The following is a 16,140-nucleotide window of genomic DNA, read 5'->3' on the forward strand; positions in this document are numbered from 1 at the left end:
CCGGACGCACCCGTGCTCGCGGAGATCCTCGCGAACGCCTCGGCCACCGAGGAGTTCCTCGACCGGTGGCGTGTGCCGGGCGACGACCACTCGCGGGTCTGGGAGGAGCGCTTCGGTGAGTCGGTCTACGTACCGCTCGCCGACCGGGCATTCGCCGACCTGCTCAAGCAGGTCGACCTGACGCCGGACCAGGTCGATCATCTCATCGTGACCGGTCTGCACGCGCGGTCGGTGGCCTCCTTCACCCGGCGCGCGGGCGTGCGGCCCGACGCCGTCGTCGACGGCCTGGCGAAGACGGTCGGCAACACCGGGACCGCGCACGCCGGTCTGCTGCTCGCCGACACCCTCGACAGGGCCGGGGCCGGAAAGACGATCGTGGTCGTCGTCCTCGCGGACGGCGTGACCGCGGTGGCGCTGCGTACCACCGAAGCTCTGCCCGAGCACCGCGCCGCCGTGTCGGTGGCGGCCCAGATCGCCGGCGGGCGGGACACCCTGCGGTATGCCGACTTCCTCAACTGGCGGGGCCGGCTCGTGACCGAACCGCCCCGGCGGCCCGACCCCGACGCCTACGCCGCTCCGCCGGCCGGCCGCAACGCCGACTGGAAGTACGGTTTCACCGGCTCCCGTTGCGACGAGTGCGGTACCCGGCATCTGCCGCCCGCGCGGGTCTGCCGGGCGTGCGGCGTTGTGGACCACATGACACCGCAACGCCTCGCGGACATCCACGGCACGGTGGCGACGTTCACGATCGACCGACTTGCCTTCACCCCGAGCCCGCCGCTGGTCGCCGTGGTCATCGACATCGATGGCGGTGGCCGCTTCAAGTGTGAGCTGACCGATGTCGACCCGGACAGCGTCGCCATCGGCGACCGGGTCGAGATGACCTTCCGCAAGGTGAACACCGCGCGGGGCATCCACAACTACTTCTGGAAGGCCCGCCCCGTGCGGGCCGCGGGCAGCACCGAAGGGCTGGAGGCCTGAGATGGCGTCACACGGGATCAGGGACAAGGTTGCCATTGTCGGCATGGGCTGCACGTCGTTCGGGGAGCGTTGGGACTCCTCCGTCGACGACCTGTTGATCGAGTCCTCCCAGGCGGCGTATGCCTCGGCCGGGCTGTCCCGGGACGACGTGGACGCCTACTGGCTCGGCACGATGGGTTCGGGCAACTCCGGGTTGACGCTGTCGCGTCCGCTGCGGCTGCCCTACAAGCCGGTCTCCCGGCTGGAGAACTACTGCGCCACCGGTTCGGAGGCGCTGCGCAACGCCTGCTACGCGGTGGCCAGCGGTGCCTACGACATCGCCATGGCGATCGGGGTGGAGAAGCTCAAGGACTCCGGCTTCTCCGGCCTGGTCGGGGCGACGCCGCCGTCCGACGGGACCGGCTCGGAGACCACCGCACCGGCGAACTTCAGTCTGCTCGCGCCCGCCTACGCCAAGAAGTACGGCGTGGACACCGACGAGATGAAGGACGTCCTGACTCGCATCGCGTGGAAGAACCACGTCAACGGCGCGCAGAACCCGCGGGCGCAGTTCCGTAAGGAGGTGGCCAAGGACGTCATCTGCAACGCGCCGCTGGTCGCCGGGCCGCTGGGCATCTTCGACTGCTCCGGCGTCAGTGACGGGTCGGCCGCGGCGATCGTGGTGCGGGCCGAGGACGCCCACCGTTACACCGACAAGCCGATCTACATCAAGGCGCTGTCGTTCATCGCCGGGCCGGCCACGGGTAACTCCGACCCCGACTACGACTACACCACGTTCCCCGAAGTCGTCGCCTCGGCCAAGGACGCCTACGCCCAGGCGGGTGTGACCGATCCGCGGGCCGAGCTCGCGCTGGCCGAGGTGCACGACTGCTTCACCCCCACCGAGCTGGTCCTGATGGAGGACCTCGGCTTCGCCGAGCGCGGGTTCGGCTGGAAGGAAGTGCTCGCCGGGACCTTCGACCTTGACGGTGACCTTCCGGTGAACCCGGACGGTGGCCTGAAGGCGTTCGGGCACCCGATCGGGGCGTCCGGTCTCCGGATGATGTTCGAATGCTGGCTGCAGCTGCGCGGTGAGGCTCCGGCGAAGCGCACGATCTCCACGGTCGCCGCGGGCAAGAAGCTCGGGATGACCCACAACCTGGGTGGCGGGCCGGGCGAGTGCGTGTCGTTCGTGTCGATCGTCGGTTCCGAACCGTCGGCCTGAACCGGGTTTCGAACGCCGCAGTCACACAGGACGACAGTCACACAGGACGACAGTCACACAGGACGATGAGAAGGGCACGGCCGTACCGGCCGTGCCCTTCTCATCGTCCTGGCTCCGCAGTATCCAGCGGTTCGAGGCGTTCAGTGGTTCGCGCTGTTCACCGAGCCACGCTGTTCAGCTGTTCCCCGATGGTCAGGTTCGCGGCGCGGGGTGCGCACGAGACCCTCCTGCGCGATCGAGGCCACCAGGTGTCCGTCGGCGTCATAGACGTGTGCCCGGACCAGGGCATGACCGCCGGATGCCACCGGGCTCTCCCGGTCGTGCAGCAGCCACCCGTCGGCCCGAAACGGCCGGTGGAACCAGACCGCGTGGTCAAGACTGGCCATACTGGTGTCCCTGCTGTTGCTGGCGTGCGGTAGCAACGCCGTGCTCAGAAGATCGAGATCGGACACGTAGGTGAGCACGCAGACGTGCACGAGCGGATCGTCCGGCAGCGGTTCGGCCGATCGGAACCAGACCCGCTGGCGGGCGGGCCTCGGCCCTCGCTCCGCAGCCAGCGCCGGCGGCTCGTCCACACAGCGCACCTCCGCCCTGAACTGCTCTGCGCGGAACCACTGCATCCAGGGCGCTGATTCGGCGCCCGCGTCGGCGTACCAGTCCTCCAGCGTGCGCACCTGGTCCGGCGGCGGCACCAGTGGCATCGGTTCGGCGTGCGTCAGACCCTGTGCCGGGAGGTGGAACGAGGCGCTCAACTGGAAGATCGCTTCTCCGCGCTGGAGACCGACCACGCGTCGGGTGCTGTAGGAGCCGCCGTCACGGATTCGATCGACCAGGTAGATGACCGGTACAGCCGGGTCACCCGGCCGCAGGAAGTAGGCATGGAGCGAGTGGACGGACCGGGTCGGCTCGACGGTGCGGCCGGCCGCGATGAGTGCCTGGCCGGCGACCTGACCACCGAAGAGCCGGACCGGCAGTTCCCCGCGGCTACTCCACCCGCGGAAGAGGTCCGTGTCGAGCCGCTCAAGGTCGAGGACGCCGACAAGGGTGGTGGGTCGTTGTTGCCGGTTATTGATCAAACCCTCCTCCTTGATCCACGTCTCTGTTGCCGGTCGCTCTAAGTTAAATGATTTGTCTGTAGTGAAGGAGAGTGGGCGGGTTCATGGGTCCGGAGTCACATCCGGTCCGGGCGGTGCCCCTGCGAGCTCCCTGCCTGCGGGGCCGCTGCCCGTGAGGTCCCCGTCAGGCGGCTGCCCGCTGGTGACCCGCACGATCCGTGCAGGCTCGGGCGGTCTGGGTCGTCCTGGCCAGAAGTCGTCGCGGAGTCGGCAGTCTGGCCCTATAGTGCAACTTATTAAGCGTATTTCTGTTTGGGTTGATCTGGTTGTGGTTGCGGTGTGACGAATGGGCAGGCCTGACCTGGAGGTGTCGTGACGACGCACGACGTGGGGTTGCTCGCGCGGTTGGAGCAGGTGGAGGCGCGGCTCGCGCTCGGGCAGCTGCCGATCCGGTACGCGCTCGCGGTCGATGGCCGTGACCTCGATACCTGGGTGTCGTTGTTCGTGCCGGATGTCGACTGCGGCCGGCACGGCCGCGGCCGGGAGGCACTGCGCGGATACATCGCGCCCAGTCTGCGGTGGTTCTACCGGTCGGTGCACCAGATCTGCGGTCACCGCGTGGAGTTGCTCGATGCCGACAACGCCCGCGGGCAGGTGTACTGCCGGGCCGAGCACGAGGTAGGCGACCGCTGGATCGTCATGGCCATCTGCTACTTCGACACCTACCGGCGGATCGACGGCGAGTGGCTGTTCGTCCGGCGGGACGAGCGGCACTGGTACGCAGCCGATGTCACCGAGCACCCGCAGGCCGTGGGATTCGACAGTTGGGGAACATCGCCGACGCCACCGGGCCTGCCGCAGTCCTTCCCGACGTGGGCGGGCTTCTGGGACGGCGCCGACACCACCGGGGTAACCGCGGCCGGGACTGGCGCGGCCGGGGCTAGCGCCGCCCGGACGACCCGGGCATGACCGCCGCGGCCGGGATGACATGGATGGCCCAGCTCACCGGAGCCTGGTCGGGCCCGGGTGCGGGTCGGACGGCTGTGATCAGTGGTGCCACCCGCTGGTCCGGCGCCGACCTGCTGCGACACGCCGCGGGCGCGGCCGACTGGCTCGACAGCCTTGCCCTGCCCGTGGGAACCCCGTTGCCGGCCCTGGTCTCGACCACGTTGGAGGCTCTTGCACTGACCATCGCGGGTGCCGCCACCCGGCGTCCCCTCGCGCCGATCAGCACCAGACTCACCCCCCGGGAACTCGCCGCATGCCTGGCCGGCTTCGCCGGCGATCTGCTCGTGGCTGAGCCGGACGCGGCGGACCTCGGCCGGGAACTGGCGACGGCAACGGGCCGCCGGCTTGTCGTTCACCCACCGGCCGCGGCGTCCGACCGGCTGTTGACCGACCAGCCGGGTCCGGATGAGACCGCGCTGATCCTGCACACGTCCGGGACATCCGGGGTGCCCAAGGCGGTGTATGTGGCCGAGGGCAAGCTCGCAGTACGGGGCAGGGTCAACGCCGCGATCGTCGACCTTGCGCCGGGCAGCGTGTACGCATCTGGTTCGCCCTACCATCACATCGCCGGCCTCGGCATGATCGCGGTTGCGCTGGGCGCCGGCGCCACGGTTGTCTGTGCGCCACCGTTCTCGCCGCGTAACTGGCAGGATCTGGCCGACTACGGCACGACACATGCTCTGCTGGTACCGACAATGATCGACCGACTGCTCGCTGAAGGCGCGCTGGCATTGCCGACGCTGCGCGTGCTGCAGTACGGCGCGTCCCCGATCCATCCGGACACGCTCCGCGAGGCGATGGCAGTTCTTCCGGGCGTTGCCTTCGTGCAGATCTTCGGGCAGACGGAGGGTTCGCCGATCACCTGTCTGAACTTCGAGGATCATCGCCTCGCGGCTACGACCCGGCCCGAGCTGCTGCGCACGGTCGGCCGCGCGGCGCAGGGTGTGGAGCTGCGGGTGGTCGATCCGGGTCCGGACGGCAGCGGCGAGATCCGGGCCCGCGGCGAGCACCTCTTCCAGCCCGAGGCCGACGGCTGGCTCCACACCGGCGACCTCGGTCATATCGACCCCGACGGCTATGTCACGCTGCTGGGCCGCCGAGGTGACCGCATTGTGCGTGGCGGGGAGAACGTGGATCCCCTCGAGGTTGAACAGGTCCTCAGCCTGCATCCCGCGATTCGCGAGGTTGCCGTCGTCGGCCGGGCGGACCGGCGCTGGGGTCAGGTCGTGAAGGCGTTCGTCGTCCCCGCCGACCCGCGGGATCCACCGGACGCCGAGGAGCTGCGCCTGTTCGCGCGGGAGTCCCTGAGCGGGTTCAAGGTGCCCGCCGAGTGGGAGATGATCGATATTCTGCCGAGAAGCGCCGCCGGCAAGGTGTTGCGCAGAGTGCTGCAATCGTGACCGCGGTTGCCGTCGACCCGGCCGGGTCGGGATCGGCCGGGTCGGGATCAGCCGGGCTGCGGATCGGGGTTCGGCCACCCTTCGCGTTGCTGCGAGGTGGCACCGAGCGACTGTACGAGGCCGCTGCGCAGATCCGGGATCTCGGATTCGACCATGCAGTCATCGGTGACCACGTGAGTTTTCGCGGTGGCTACGGTTCCGACGGACTCATCCAGGCCACGGCGTTGCTGGTCGCCGCGCCCGACATCGAGGTTCACACCGGGGTCTTCCTGCTACCGCTGCGGCACCCCGTCCCGGTTGCGCGCCAGGTAGCCACGCTCGCTGCCATGGCACCAGGGCGGTTCGTCTTCGGGGTGGGCATCGGCGGCGAGGACCGCGCCGAGGTCGAGGCATGCGGTGTCGACCCCGCCACCCGTGGCCGCCGGATGGACGAGGCGCTCGTCGTGCTGCGGGCGCTGCTGGCCGGTGCGGCGGTGACGGTCGACGGGGAGCACTTCCAGCTCCGCGACGTGCGGGTGTCACCGCCGCCGGCCCTCCCCGTACCGATAGTGATCGGTGGTCGGTCGGCCGCCGCGGTCCGGCGGGCGGGTCGTCACGGTGACGGCTGGCTCGGGGTGTGGGTCTCACCCGAGCGCTACGCCTCCGTCGTCACCGAGATCGATGACGTCGCGATCGCCGCCGGCCGGTCCGCGGTGGCCTGGCGGCACGCGCTGCTGGTCTGGTGCGGCTTCGGCAGCTCGGTGCAGGACGCCGGTTCGTCGGTCTCGCGGGCGATGGAGAGTTTCTACGGCGTGCCCTTCGACCGCTTCTCGCGGTACGTGCCCCGGGGGACCCCGCAGGATGTGGCGCAGGCGCTGGTGCCCTATCTTGATGCCGGCTGCCGCGATGTGCACCTGCTGCCGGTCGCGGGTGACGAGGACGAGGCACTCGAGTCGGCGGCGCAGGTACGTCGCCTGCTCCTGCGGTCGCTCTAACAGCAGTCAACGTTTTATCGGATGGCTGGGATCCTCTGCCATCCGCCTTCAACGACGAGGAGTAATTCGTGGGGCAGTTCACGTTCCCGGTGGAGGCCGGTCAGATCATGCTCTTCGCGCGCTCGGTAGCGGATCCCAACCCCGTCTATCACGACGCGGAGCGGGCCGCGGAGGCTGAGACCGCGGGGATCATCGCCCCGCCGACGTTTGTTCAGTCCTCCGCCCAGTACGATCCCGACTATCCGCTGCGACCGCGTACCGGCGAGGCGTGGTTCGGCTCCGGCCGGGAACCCAGCGGAGTCACCGAGCCGGCCTCCGGCGGCGGCCGCCTGCACGCCGAGCAGCATTTCGAGTATTTCCGGCAGGTCCGGCCGGGCGATCTGCTCACGGTGACCAGCGTTGCGGGAAAAACCTGGGAGAAGACGGGCCGGCGGGGCGGCAAGCTGCTATTCGAAGAACAGGTCACCGAGTACCGGGACGCGGCCGGCGAGCTGGTTGTCCGGGCCCGTGGCGTGAGCGTGCGACCCGAGAAGCCGGTTGAGCAGGGGGCGAACTGATGGCATTGCGTGGCGCTGAACTGAAGGTCGGTGAGGTTCGCGAGCAGGTGCTGGTCGAGGACCTCACCCGGACACAGATCGTGCAGTACGCCGGTGCATCCGGGGACTACAACCCGCTGCACACCGATGAGGTGTACGCGCGCGATACCGCGGGCTACCCGGGTGTGTTCGCGCACGGGATGCTGGCGATGGGTATGACCGCCCGCGCCGTCACCGACCTGGTCGGTGACGGGAGTCTCACCCGCTACGGTGTCCGCTTCAAGAGCCAGATCTGGCCGGGTGACCGCCTCACCGCCCGCGTCACCGTTGCCGGCCTGCGCGACGACGACGGCGTCGGCCTGGTCGACCTCGACGTGGTCACGGTCAACGCGCGGGGTGAGGAAGTCATCGCCGGCTACGCCACGGCCCGCGTGGAGTAGGGCTGGACAGGCCCACAAGCCTGGCAGACCGCTGACGAATCAGTCGGCCAGGGTTAGTAGGTGTGCTGGGTGGCTGCGGGGACTCCACATCGGGTCCGCGGCCACCCAGCACAATGTGGTCAGTGGCCGGTAGGGGCGGGTTTGCGGCCGAGCTCGTCCAGCAGCAACTGGCTGTAGACGATCCGCCCGGTGATGTCTCCTTCGACCAGTGCCAGTGCGGCCTCAGCAATCACCGAGGAATCCTCGATCGGAAAGTCCGCGACGAGGTCATGGGCGCCCGCGCCAGGTGTCGCCACATTGTCGTGGGGGGCGAGCGCGTTGGCTCGTATCCCGTGGGGGTAACCCTCAGCCGCGAGCGCGGTCGTGAAACGTTCCAGCGCCGCCTTGCACAGGCCGTACGCGGCGAAGCCGCGTTCCTGTATTGGTTCGAACGGCGGACCCTGCGGGTGCAGCGCGGCCCGGGAGGAGATGTTGAGCACCCACCCGGCCCCCCGCTCGCGCATACCCGGGAGCACCAGCTGGGTCAGCTCGAAGGGCGCCCACACCTGAACCTCGATCATGAGGCGGAAACGCTTCTCGGTGAACTCCTCGACCGGTGCGATGAAAGTGACGGCCGCGTTGTTCACAAGGATGTCGACCGGCCCGAACGCCTCGACAGTCTCGGCGACGATGCGCCGCCTGTCCTCGGCCGAGGACAGGTTGCCGCGCACGGCAACGGCGTCGTGGCCGGCGGCCTGGATACTCTCGACGGTCTCCCGCAGGCTTCCAGAGTACCGGGGGTCGGGCTCCAGAGTGCGGGCCACGGCCGCGACCCTGGCTCCTTCGCGCGCGAGTCGGAGTGCCATCGCCGCACCGATGCCGCGGCTCGCCCCGGTGACCAGTGCCACCCTTCCGTCCAGCGTTCCCACGGATCCTCCTCGACCGGTGGGTGGAACCATCCCACCATATGGTCTAAATAGTTATATTTTTAGATGACTTCCTGTGTACCCTGGCGATCAGTGGCCGGCGCCGTCGACATCGACGAAATCGCGTCCGCGGATCATGCGGGTCGGGGTGAAGACCAGGACGTCCTTGCCGTGCTGGTTACGTACCGTCACGCGGCTGGTCACGATGCCGCGTCCGGGCTTGCTGGTCGGGCGGGCGGACAGGGCCTCGACGATCGCGTGCAGTGTGTCGCCGACGTAGGTGGGGCCCTTGACCGTCAGTTCCATCGACAGGAATGCCAGGCCGGTGCCGTGCAGCGCGTTGGTCTGGAGTACCAGGCCCTCGGCGATGCAGTAGACGAGGGCTCCCGGTACCAGCCGGCCCGTGTAGCCGCCGGCGGCGGCGTGGGTGGCGTCGACGAACAGCGGCTCGTTGAAGCCGCCCCACTGGATGAACGTCATGAGGTCGGATTCGGTGATGGTCCGGGCCGAGGTGCGAAACGCCGATCCCGGGACCATCTCCTCCCAGGTCATCCCAGGCGCCAGCAGCGGCACCTCGCTGCTCTTCGGCGTGGGGGCGGCGGTGTCGGTCGCTGCGGTGTCGGTCACTGCTGAACTCCTCGTCGGACGGCCGGCTGCGGGTCAGATTTCAGCACTGTGTTGTGCCTCGACGGCGATGAAGTCCGGCTTGCGCTTCTCCCGGATGGCGGCGATGCCCTCCTGCGCGGACGGGCTCGCGAAGCCGTAGAACTCGTGCGCGAGCGAGGCCTCGAACGCGGGTAGCTGCAACCGGTACCAGTGGTTGAGCGAGGACTTGGTCGCGCGCAGCGCGTCGGCTGAGCCGATGGCCAGCGCGCTCGCCACCTCGAGGCCGCGTGCGTGCACCTGGTCGTCGTCCACCGCCAGTGAGACCAGCCCGATGCGTTCGGCCTCCTCGCCGGTGAGGCGCTCGCAGGTGAGCAGGTAGTACTTGGCCTTGGCCATCCCGCACAGCAGCGGCCAGCACAGCACGGCGTGGTCGCCGGCCGCGACACCGAGCCGGGTGTGGCCGTCGACGATGGTCGCGCGCCGTCCGACCACCGAGATGTCGGCCATCATGCCGACGGCGAGACCCGCGCCGACGGCGGGGCCGTGCATGGCCGAGACCACCGGCTTGGACAGGTCCAGGACGCCGAGCACCATGGCGCGCGCCTCGTGTAGAACCCTGGTACGGACTCCGGGGTTGTCGGCCATCTCCTGGAGCAGGTCGAAGGTGCCGCCGGCGGAGAACGCCTTGCCCTCGCCCTGGATGAGCACGACCCGGGTCTGTGGGTCGCGGTCGATGACCGGCCAGACCTCGGCGAGGTCGCGGTGCATCCGGGGGTTGACCGCGTTGAGGTTGGGTGCGTCCAGCACGATGCGCAGAACACCGAGCGCGGGTCGCTCGAAACGCAGCGTCGGAAAGTCGTCGTATCGGTCGCTCACCGGTGACTCCAGCGTCGTCGCGCCGCGGCCCGCGGCAGGGGGATCAGGTCTGGTCGCATCTCGAAACAGGCTCTCAGGGGATGGTTGGCTCCGCAGCACGCTACTCGACGAATCGATTAATACGCTTACTGATTGAGTGTCGCATGCGAGGGGCGACGGTGGCTAGATCCACGGCGTCCACGGCGTCCGGTTCGTGTATCGCATCCGGGTGCAACTCGTGACATCGTCTAGATAAATAGTCGAATATTGTTGGAGGTTTGCTGTGAGCGAGGCGTGGATCATCGACGGCGTGCGGTCACCGCGTGGCCGGGGCAAGGCCACCGGGTCGCTGCACCCGCTGCACCCGCAGGAAGTGCTGGCCCAGATTCTCAACGCGCTGCGTGAGCGGGTCGGCTTCGACCCGCTCGAGGTCGAGGACGTGGTCGCGGGCAACGGTATGCAGACCGGCGAGCACGGTGCCGACATCGGGCGGCTCGCGCTGCTGGCGGCCGGCTGGCCGATCGAGACACCCGGGTCGAGTCTCAACCGGTACTGCGGCTCCGGTCAGCAGGCGGTCAGCTGGGCGGCGATGGGCATCCTGTCCGGCCACCAGGACCTGGTTGTCGGCTGCGGCGTGGAGTCGATGTCACGGTGGCCGGTGGCCGACGGCGTGGTGACCCTCGACGCCGGCAACGCTCATCTGCGGGAGCTGTACCCGATGGTCCCGCAGGGGGTCAGCGCCGACCTCATCGCGACGCTGGAGGGCTTCACCCGCGAAGATGTCGACGCCTTCGCCGCCCAGAGCCAGGAGCGGTGCGCGAAGGCCGTGGCTGAGGGCCGGTTCGACGGTTCGGTCGTGCCGGTCAGCCATCTCGACGGCACGCTCGCCCTCGACCACGACGAGTTCCCTCGCCCCGGTACGACCGTGGCCACGCTCGCGAAGCTGCCGGCGTCGTTCGAGCAGCTGGCGACCCAGGTGCAGACGGGTTTCGACCGGTCCTTCGACGACATGTGCCGCGAGGTCTACCCCCAGGTCGGCGAGATCCACCACGTCCACCATGCGGGCAACTCCAGCGGCGTCGTCGATGGTGCGTCGGCGATCCTGCTCGCCTCGCCGGACTACGCCCGGGCCCACGGCTTCACCCCCCGCGCACGCGTCCGGATGACCGCGGTGGCGGGGGCCGATCCTGTGATCATGTTGACCGCGCCCGGCCCGGCCAGCCTGCGTTGCCTGGCCAAGGCGGGTATGACCGTGGCCGACATCGATCTCTGGGAGATCAACGAAGCGTTTGCCGCGGTCCCGTTGAAGACCATCCGTGACCTTGATCTCGACCCGGACCTGGTCAATGTCAACGGCGGGGCGATCGCGCTGGGTCACCCCATCGGCGCGTCCGGCCCGATGCTCATCCAGACCGTGCTGGACGAGCTTGAGCGGCGTGACGCCAACGTCGGCCTGGTGACGATGTGCACCGGCGGCGGCATGGGCACGGCGACGATCATCGAACGGATCTGACGCCCACCCGGCCTTCCCGGGAGGCTTCTCCCCGCAGCGGCCGTGGTATCAACCGGGATCCCACGGCCGGCCGGCGGCTCTGGAGACCCGGGGACTGCGGCCTGCGGGCGCGCGATCTGACGATCGTCGCGCGCCCTTTGGCCCTTTGGCCCTTTGGCCCTTTACCCTTTAGCCCGCCGGCGGGTCCAGGAAAATCGTCTTGTGCTCGAGGTACTCCTGCACGCCCTCCGGGCCGTACTCGCGCCCGTAGCCGGATGACCCGAACCCGCCGAAGGGTAGTGCGAAGTCGATCGCGGCACCCTTGTTGATCGCGACAGTGCCGCTGCGGATGCGGTCGGCGAGTGCCCGTGCCTGGCCGGGGTCCTGCGAGAAGACGGCGCCGGACAGGCCGAACGGGGTGCCGTTGGCGATGGCGACAGCCTCGTCGAGGTCACTGTAGGTGAGCACGGTGAGGACCGGAGCGAAGACCTCCTCCTGGGCGATCCGCGAGGTCGGTGACACGCCGGTGACGAGAGTGGGAGCGAGGTACCAGCCCTGCGTGGTGTGCGCCGGCGGGCCGCCGCCCGTGACCACCCGCCCACCCTCGTTCGCGGCGTCGGCTATGTAGCCGAGCACCCGGTCCCGGTGGCGCCGGCTGACCAGCGGACCTACCTGGGTGGCGGAATCACGGGGGTCGCCGACGACCAGGGCCTCGAAGCCGGCCCGCAGCGCGTCGACGAGTTCGTCGTGCCGCCGCTTGCTGACCAGGACGCGGCTCAGAGCGATGCAGGCCTGCCCGTTGACCAGGGTGGCCGCGGCGACGACCGCCGCCACGACGTCGTCGAGGGGGGCGTCATCGCACACGATGCCGGCGGATTTGCCGCCCAGTTCGAGGCTGACCCGGGCCAGGTGGCTGGCGGCGGCAGCGGCCACCGCGCGACCGGTCGCGGTGCTGCCGGTGAATGCGATCTTGTCGACGCCCGGATGTCGGGCGAGGTGGTCACCGCCGACGCCGTCGCTGGCCAGCAGGTTCAGCACGCCGTCGGGTATGCCGGCGGCGTGCGCGGCCTCGGCCACCGGATAGGTGTCCAGGCAGGTCTCCGGCGCGGGTTTGCAGACCACCGTGCACCCGGCGAGCATGGCCGGGGCGAACTTGTTGGCCGCCAGGACGAGTGGGCTGTTCCAGGCGGGAATGGCCGCGACGACCCCGACGGGTTCCCGGGTGACGTCCGCGCAGGCGCCGAACAGGCCCGTCCGGCGCTCACTCATGGTCATCTGCCCGGCCAGCCCGGCGTGATAGCGAAGCAGGGCGATCATGCTGGCAGGTTCGGAATGGGCTGCCCGCCGTGGCAGTCCGAGTTCGTCGAGGACGAGCTCGCCCATCTCCTTGCGGCGCGCCGCGAGTTCGTCGGCGAACCTGGTCAGGTACTCGGCTCGTTCCCCGATCGTCAGCCGCGGCCACGGGCCGGTGTCAAAGGCGTCCCGGGCCGCGGCGACAGCCGCGTCGACATCGGCTGGCTCGCCACATGGCGCGCTGCCGACGATGCCTTCCGTCGCCGGGTTCACGACCGTGAAACGCCGGTCACCGGTTGCCGGGCGGAAGCGTCCGCCGATGAAGAACGCGTCCTGTCTGATGGTTTCCATCAGCGGCCCAACTCGATGATTCCGCGGATGTTCCGACCGTCGGTCATGTCCTGGTATCCCTCATTGACCTGGTCCAGCGAATAGCGGCGGGTCACCATCTCGTCGAGTTTCAACTGGCCGTTGCGGTAGAGCTCCAGCAGCATCGGGATGTCCTGGTGCGGATTGCAGAAGCCGAACAGGCATCCGACGACCTTCTTCGCGAAGGACGTGAGCATCCCGCCGGGCAGTTTGACCGTGATCTCCTCGTAGCGGTCCGCAATTCCGGTGAGGACGAGGGTGCCGCCCTTGCGGGTCATCTCGTAGCACTGGTGGATGACTTCCGGGGTGGCCACGCCCACGCACTGGATCACGCTGTCAGCCAGTACACCCCGGGTGAGACCGTGCACGTAGTCGAAGGCTTGCGAATGTTCCGTGAAACCGGCCTGTGCCCCGAGTTGTTTGGCGAAGTCGTTCTTGAAGGGCACCGGATCCACCGTCACGACCGTTGCCGCGCCGGCCAGCAGCGCGCCCTGCACGGCGGCTGCGCCGATACCGCCGATGCCGTAGACGACAACGACGTCACCCGGGCGTACGTTCGCCGCGTTGACTGCCGATCCCCAACCGGTGGGCACGCCGCACCCCATGAGGCAGGCGACATCCAACGGCGTGTCGTCGGGTACCTTCACGAGCGAATTCTGGTGCGCGACGAAGTGTTCGGAGAAGGTCCCGAGGGTGCAGAAGGCGCCCAGGCCGGTCTGGCCCAGATGGAACCGGTAACTGCCGTCGGCGAAGGCTCCGGTGAGTGTGGTGGCGCCGGCATCACACAGATAGGAGTGACCCGACGTGCACCAGCGGCAGTAACCACAGACGGGTAGAAACGAGGTGACCACCTTGTCGCCCGGCCGCAGCCGGGAGACTCCGGCACCGATCTCCCGGACCACGCCAGCGCCTTCATGGCCGCCCACCATCGGGAAGTGGAATCCGGCGCCTTTTCCGAGGTGGTCGTCGGAATGGCACAGCCCGGCGAAGAGATTCTCCACCAGGACTTCGCCGTCGCCTGGTCCGTCGAGGGAGAGTTCCTCCACGGACCAGGGTTGGCCTCTGCCGTGCAGGACCGCGGCGCGCGTCTTCATGGTCGTACCTTTCCGGTTACCGAGCCGTCAGTTCAGGGATGCTGTCAGCCCAGGAACGCTGTCAGTCCAGGGACGGGGTCTCGGTGTCCCGGCCGGAGCGAAGAATGATCCCCGGGAAGTCCCCGGTGAACGTGCCGTGATGGGCGATCTCGACGCCGTTGACCAGGACACGCTCGACGCCGTCAGCCTCACCGTAGAGCCGGCCCGCGCCGGCTGGTAGGTCGAAGCGCGTCTCAGTGGGCTGGCGGGCGATGCGTGCCTCGTCGAAGATGACGACATCGGCGGCGCCACCGACCCGGAGGCGACCACGGTCACGCAGGCCGTACAGGCGGGCCGGGACGTCGGTGATGAGGCGGACGGCTTCCTCAAGTGCCACCACCTGCTGTTCGCGGACCCCATGTTCCAGCAGCATCGTCGAATAGCCGAAGAACTCCACCATGTCGAGGTGGGCACCGGCGTCGGACGCGCCGATGACAGCCCGGGGATCGCGCCAGATCTCGGCACGGGCCTGCCAGTCCTCCGGCCGCGCCGCACGGAAGGGGTTACTGAACGTCGTCTTCAGCTCATCCGCGACGACGATGTCCATCAGCACGTCGAACGGATCCCGGCCCTCCTCGGCGGCGATGTCGCCGACGATCCGCCCGGCATACGGCTTGGTCTGCGGGCTGAACGTCTCGATGATGTACCGGGAGCCCCAGTCGACGAGGTGGCTGAAGGCGGACGGCTCCTCGGCGCCGCGGCGCAGCTCACGCCGGCGGTCGGGATCGCGCAGGATCGCCAGCCGCTCGTCCAGCGGCAGGAAGAGGAAGTCGTGCAGTCCGGGCACCTGGTCGAGGACGAAACCGGCACGGAAGGAGAACCGGGCCGGTGGGGTGTCGGGCATCGTCAGCGCGACGACCTTCCCGCCGCGGGAGCGGGCGATGTCGCCGACTTCGAGCCTGGCGAGTGCGTCGGGCAGGGTCTTCGCGCTGACGGTGAGGATGTTCCAGTTCAGCGGGCGGCGGGCCGCTACCGACATCCCGACCATGACGTCGGTGATCTCCTGGCTGAAGCCACCCCGCTGCGGAAGGACGGGGAGGAACTCCAGGGATGTGCCCTCGAATTCGCCGGCCACGGCGGCCAGGGCGAACAGTTCCTGTGCGGGGGCGGCGCGCGACGGGACCGGACGCCCGTCTGCATCGCTGTGGCTCTGCGACCAGGTGGAGGAGAACCCGAGACCGCCGGCCGCGATCCCGGCGCGCAGGAGCCGCTTCATCGTCTCCAGCTCGTCGTCGGTCGCCGGTCGTTCGGTGGCGGCCGGCCCCATGGCCACCCGCCGGATGGCCGAATGTCCGACCATGAAACCGGCGTTGACAGCGAGCGTCCCGTCCAGACGGTCGAGGAACTCCGCGGTGGTGCGCCAGTCCCACGGCACGCCGGTCCGTAGCGACTCCAGGGGCATGCCCTCCACCCGGGACAGCATGCGCATCAGGTAGTCACCGGCTGTGTCGTCCAGGGGGGCGACGGTGAACCCGCAGTTACCGCCCAGGACGGTGGTGACTCCGTGCAGCGGAGACGGGGAGAGCGTGGGGTCCCAGAAGCCCTGGACGTCGAGATGGGTGTGGATGTCGACGAAACCGGGGCTCACGATGAGCCCGTCCGCGTCGATCGTCCGGCGCCCGCCGTCGGGCACGGTGCCGATCGCGACGACGCGTCCACCGTCGATCGCGACGTCGGCTCGCTGGCGCGGGGCACCGGTGCCGTCGACGACCTGACCCCCGCGGATGACGATGTCGTGCACGATTCCTCCTGGACTTCTGGGGCTGCCAGTTTACGTGGGGCCGCCGAGCGCGCGAACGGAGCAATGATCGCGCGCTCTTCGGCCGGACCGGTTTACGTGGGGCCGCCGAGCGCGCGAGTACTCACGCGATTTGTTGCCCACGCGAACG

At 69.1% G+C, this 16,140-nt stretch carries 15 protein-coding genes; 8 read left to right on the forward strand and 7 right to left on the reverse strand.

The annotated features are described in order from the left end of the window. The coding region (locus U9978_RS00475) for an OB-fold domain-containing protein (RefSeq protein ID WP_322759006.1) at positions 1-981 on the forward strand (981 nt) is incomplete at its 5' end. 1 nt (position 982) lies between these two features. Next, positions 983-2,185 (forward strand): acetyl-CoA acetyltransferase, encoded by a 1,203-nt coding sequence (locus U9978_RS00480; protein WP_322759007.1) that lies wholly within the window; start codon positions 983-985, stop codon positions 2,183-2,185. Between the two features lie 140 nt (positions 2,186-2,325). Here U9978_RS00480 and U9978_RS00485 read toward each other — a convergent pair whose 3' ends face one another. Continuing rightward, positions 2,326-3,261: an acyl-CoA thioesterase II gene (locus U9978_RS00485; RefSeq protein WP_322759008.1), complete on the reverse strand. Its 936-nt coding sequence runs from the start codon at positions 3,259-3,261 to the stop codon at positions 2,326-2,328. Between the two features lie 351 nt (positions 3,262-3,612). Between U9978_RS00485 and U9978_RS00490 the strand changes: the two genes are divergently transcribed. The 5 genes from U9978_RS00490 (at position 3,613) to U9978_RS00510 (ending at position 7,598) form a co-directional block, all read left to right on the forward strand. Then, positions 3,613-4,209, forward strand: a complete 597-nt coding sequence (locus U9978_RS00490) for a nuclear transport factor 2 family protein (RefSeq protein WP_322759009.1) — start codon at positions 3,613-3,615, stop codon at positions 4,207-4,209. Next, positions 4,206-5,648, forward strand: coding sequence for a class I adenylate-forming enzyme family protein (locus tag U9978_RS00495; RefSeq protein WP_322759010.1), 1,443 nt, complete (start codon positions 4,206-4,208; stop codon positions 5,646-5,648). Before U9978_RS00490 ends, U9978_RS00495 begins: the two co-directional genes overlap by 4 nt. After that, on the forward strand, positions 5,645-6,622 hold the full coding sequence (locus U9978_RS00500) for an LLM class flavin-dependent oxidoreductase (RefSeq protein ID WP_322759011.1): 978 nt from the start codon (positions 5,645-5,647) through the stop codon (positions 6,620-6,622). The genes U9978_RS00495 and U9978_RS00500 overlap by 4 nt, the downstream gene beginning before the upstream one ends. Positions 6,623-6,690: 68 nt before the next feature. Beyond that, positions 6,691-7,179: an FAS1-like dehydratase domain-containing protein gene (locus tag U9978_RS00505; protein ID WP_322759012.1), complete on the forward strand. Its 489-nt coding sequence runs from the start codon at positions 6,691-6,693 to the stop codon at positions 7,177-7,179. After that, positions 7,179-7,598, forward strand: a complete 420-nt coding sequence (locus tag U9978_RS00510; RefSeq protein WP_322759013.1) for a MaoC family dehydratase — start codon at positions 7,179-7,181, stop codon at positions 7,596-7,598. The genes U9978_RS00505 and U9978_RS00510 overlap by 1 nt, the downstream gene beginning before the upstream one ends. A 119-nt stretch (positions 7,599-7,717) precedes the next feature. Here the strand turns inward: U9978_RS00510 and U9978_RS00515 are convergent, their stop codons facing one another. The 3 genes from U9978_RS00515 to U9978_RS00525 form a co-directional block, all read right to left on the reverse strand. Continuing rightward, complete coding sequence (locus U9978_RS00515; protein WP_416210799.1) at positions 7,718-8,536, reverse strand: SDR family NAD(P)-dependent oxidoreductase; 819 nt, start codon at positions 8,534-8,536, stop codon at positions 7,718-7,720. Positions 8,537-8,593: 57 nt separating this feature from the next. After that, a complete protein-coding gene (locus U9978_RS00520) occupies positions 8,594-9,055 on the reverse strand; it encodes a MaoC family dehydratase (protein ID WP_416210809.1) in 462 nt (153 codons plus the stop codon). 108 nt (positions 9,056-9,163) lie between these two features. Further along, positions 9,164-9,985, reverse strand: coding sequence for an enoyl-CoA hydratase/isomerase family protein (locus tag U9978_RS00525; RefSeq protein ID WP_322759016.1), 822 nt, complete (start codon positions 9,983-9,985; stop codon positions 9,164-9,166). Positions 9,986-10,247: 262 nt separating this feature from the next. Between U9978_RS00525 and U9978_RS00530 the strand changes: the two genes are divergently transcribed. Then, positions 10,248-11,477, forward strand: a complete 1,230-nt coding sequence (locus U9978_RS00530; protein WP_322759017.1) for an acetyl-CoA C-acetyltransferase — start codon at positions 10,248-10,250, stop codon at positions 11,475-11,477. 168 nt (positions 11,478-11,645) lie between these two features. On the opposite strand, the gene U9978_RS00535 is transcribed toward U9978_RS00530, so the two are convergent. The 3 genes from U9978_RS00535 to U9978_RS00545 all read right to left on the reverse strand — a co-directional run bounded on the left by U9978_RS00535 (position 11,646) and on the right by U9978_RS00545 (position 15,992). Beyond that, positions 11,646-13,100 (reverse strand): aldehyde dehydrogenase family protein, encoded by a 1,455-nt coding sequence (locus U9978_RS00535; RefSeq protein WP_322759018.1) that lies wholly within the window; start codon positions 13,098-13,100, stop codon positions 11,646-11,648. Continuing rightward, positions 13,100-14,212 carry a Zn-dependent alcohol dehydrogenase gene (locus U9978_RS00540; RefSeq protein ID WP_322759019.1) on the reverse strand — a complete coding sequence of 371 codons (1,113 nt, stop codon included), beginning with the start codon at positions 14,210-14,212 and terminating at the stop codon, positions 13,100-13,102. Before U9978_RS00540 ends, U9978_RS00535 begins: the two co-directional genes overlap by 1 nt. 61 nt (positions 14,213-14,273) lie before the next feature. Continuing rightward, on the reverse strand, positions 14,274-15,992 hold the full coding sequence (locus U9978_RS00545; RefSeq protein ID WP_322759020.1) for an N-acyl-D-amino-acid deacylase family protein: 1,719 nt from the start codon (positions 15,990-15,992) through the stop codon (positions 14,274-14,276). Between the last annotated feature and the right edge of the window lie 148 nt (positions 15,993-16,140).

Origin of the sequence: Protofrankia sp. Cr2 (genome assembly GCF_963555885.1) — a bacterium.
In the GTDB taxonomy this organism is placed as follows: domain Bacteria; phylum Actinomycetota; class Actinomycetes; order Frankiales; family Frankiaceae; genus Protofrankia.

Excerpts from the sequence above, each read along its gene's own strand:
- U9978_RS00480 (WP_322759007.1), top strand. The coding sequence starts at position 983 with ATGGCGTCACACGGGATCAGGGACAAGGTTGCCATTGTCGGCATGGGC.
- U9978_RS00495 (WP_322759010.1), top strand. The coding sequence starts at position 4,206 with ATGACCGCCGCGGCCGGGATGACATGGATGGCCCAGCTCACCGGAGCC.
- U9978_RS00510 (WP_322759013.1), top strand. The coding sequence starts at position 7,179 with ATGGCATTGCGTGGCGCTGAACTGAAGGTCGGTGAGGTTCGCGAGCAG.
- U9978_RS00515 (WP_416210799.1), bottom strand. The coding sequence starts at position 8,536 with ATGGTTCCACCCACCGGTCGAGGAGGATCCGTGGGAACGCTGGACGGA.
- U9978_RS00520 (WP_416210809.1), bottom strand. The coding sequence starts at position 9,055 with ATGACCTGGGAGGAGATGGTCCCGGGATCGGCGTTTCGCACCTCGGCC.
- U9978_RS00535 (WP_322759018.1), bottom strand. The coding sequence starts at position 13,100 with ATGGAAACCATCAGACAGGACGCGTTCTTCATCGGCGGACGCTTCCGC.
- U9978_RS00540 (WP_322759019.1), bottom strand. The coding sequence starts at position 14,212 with ATGAAGACGCGCGCCGCGGTCCTGCACGGCAGAGGCCAACCCTGGTCC.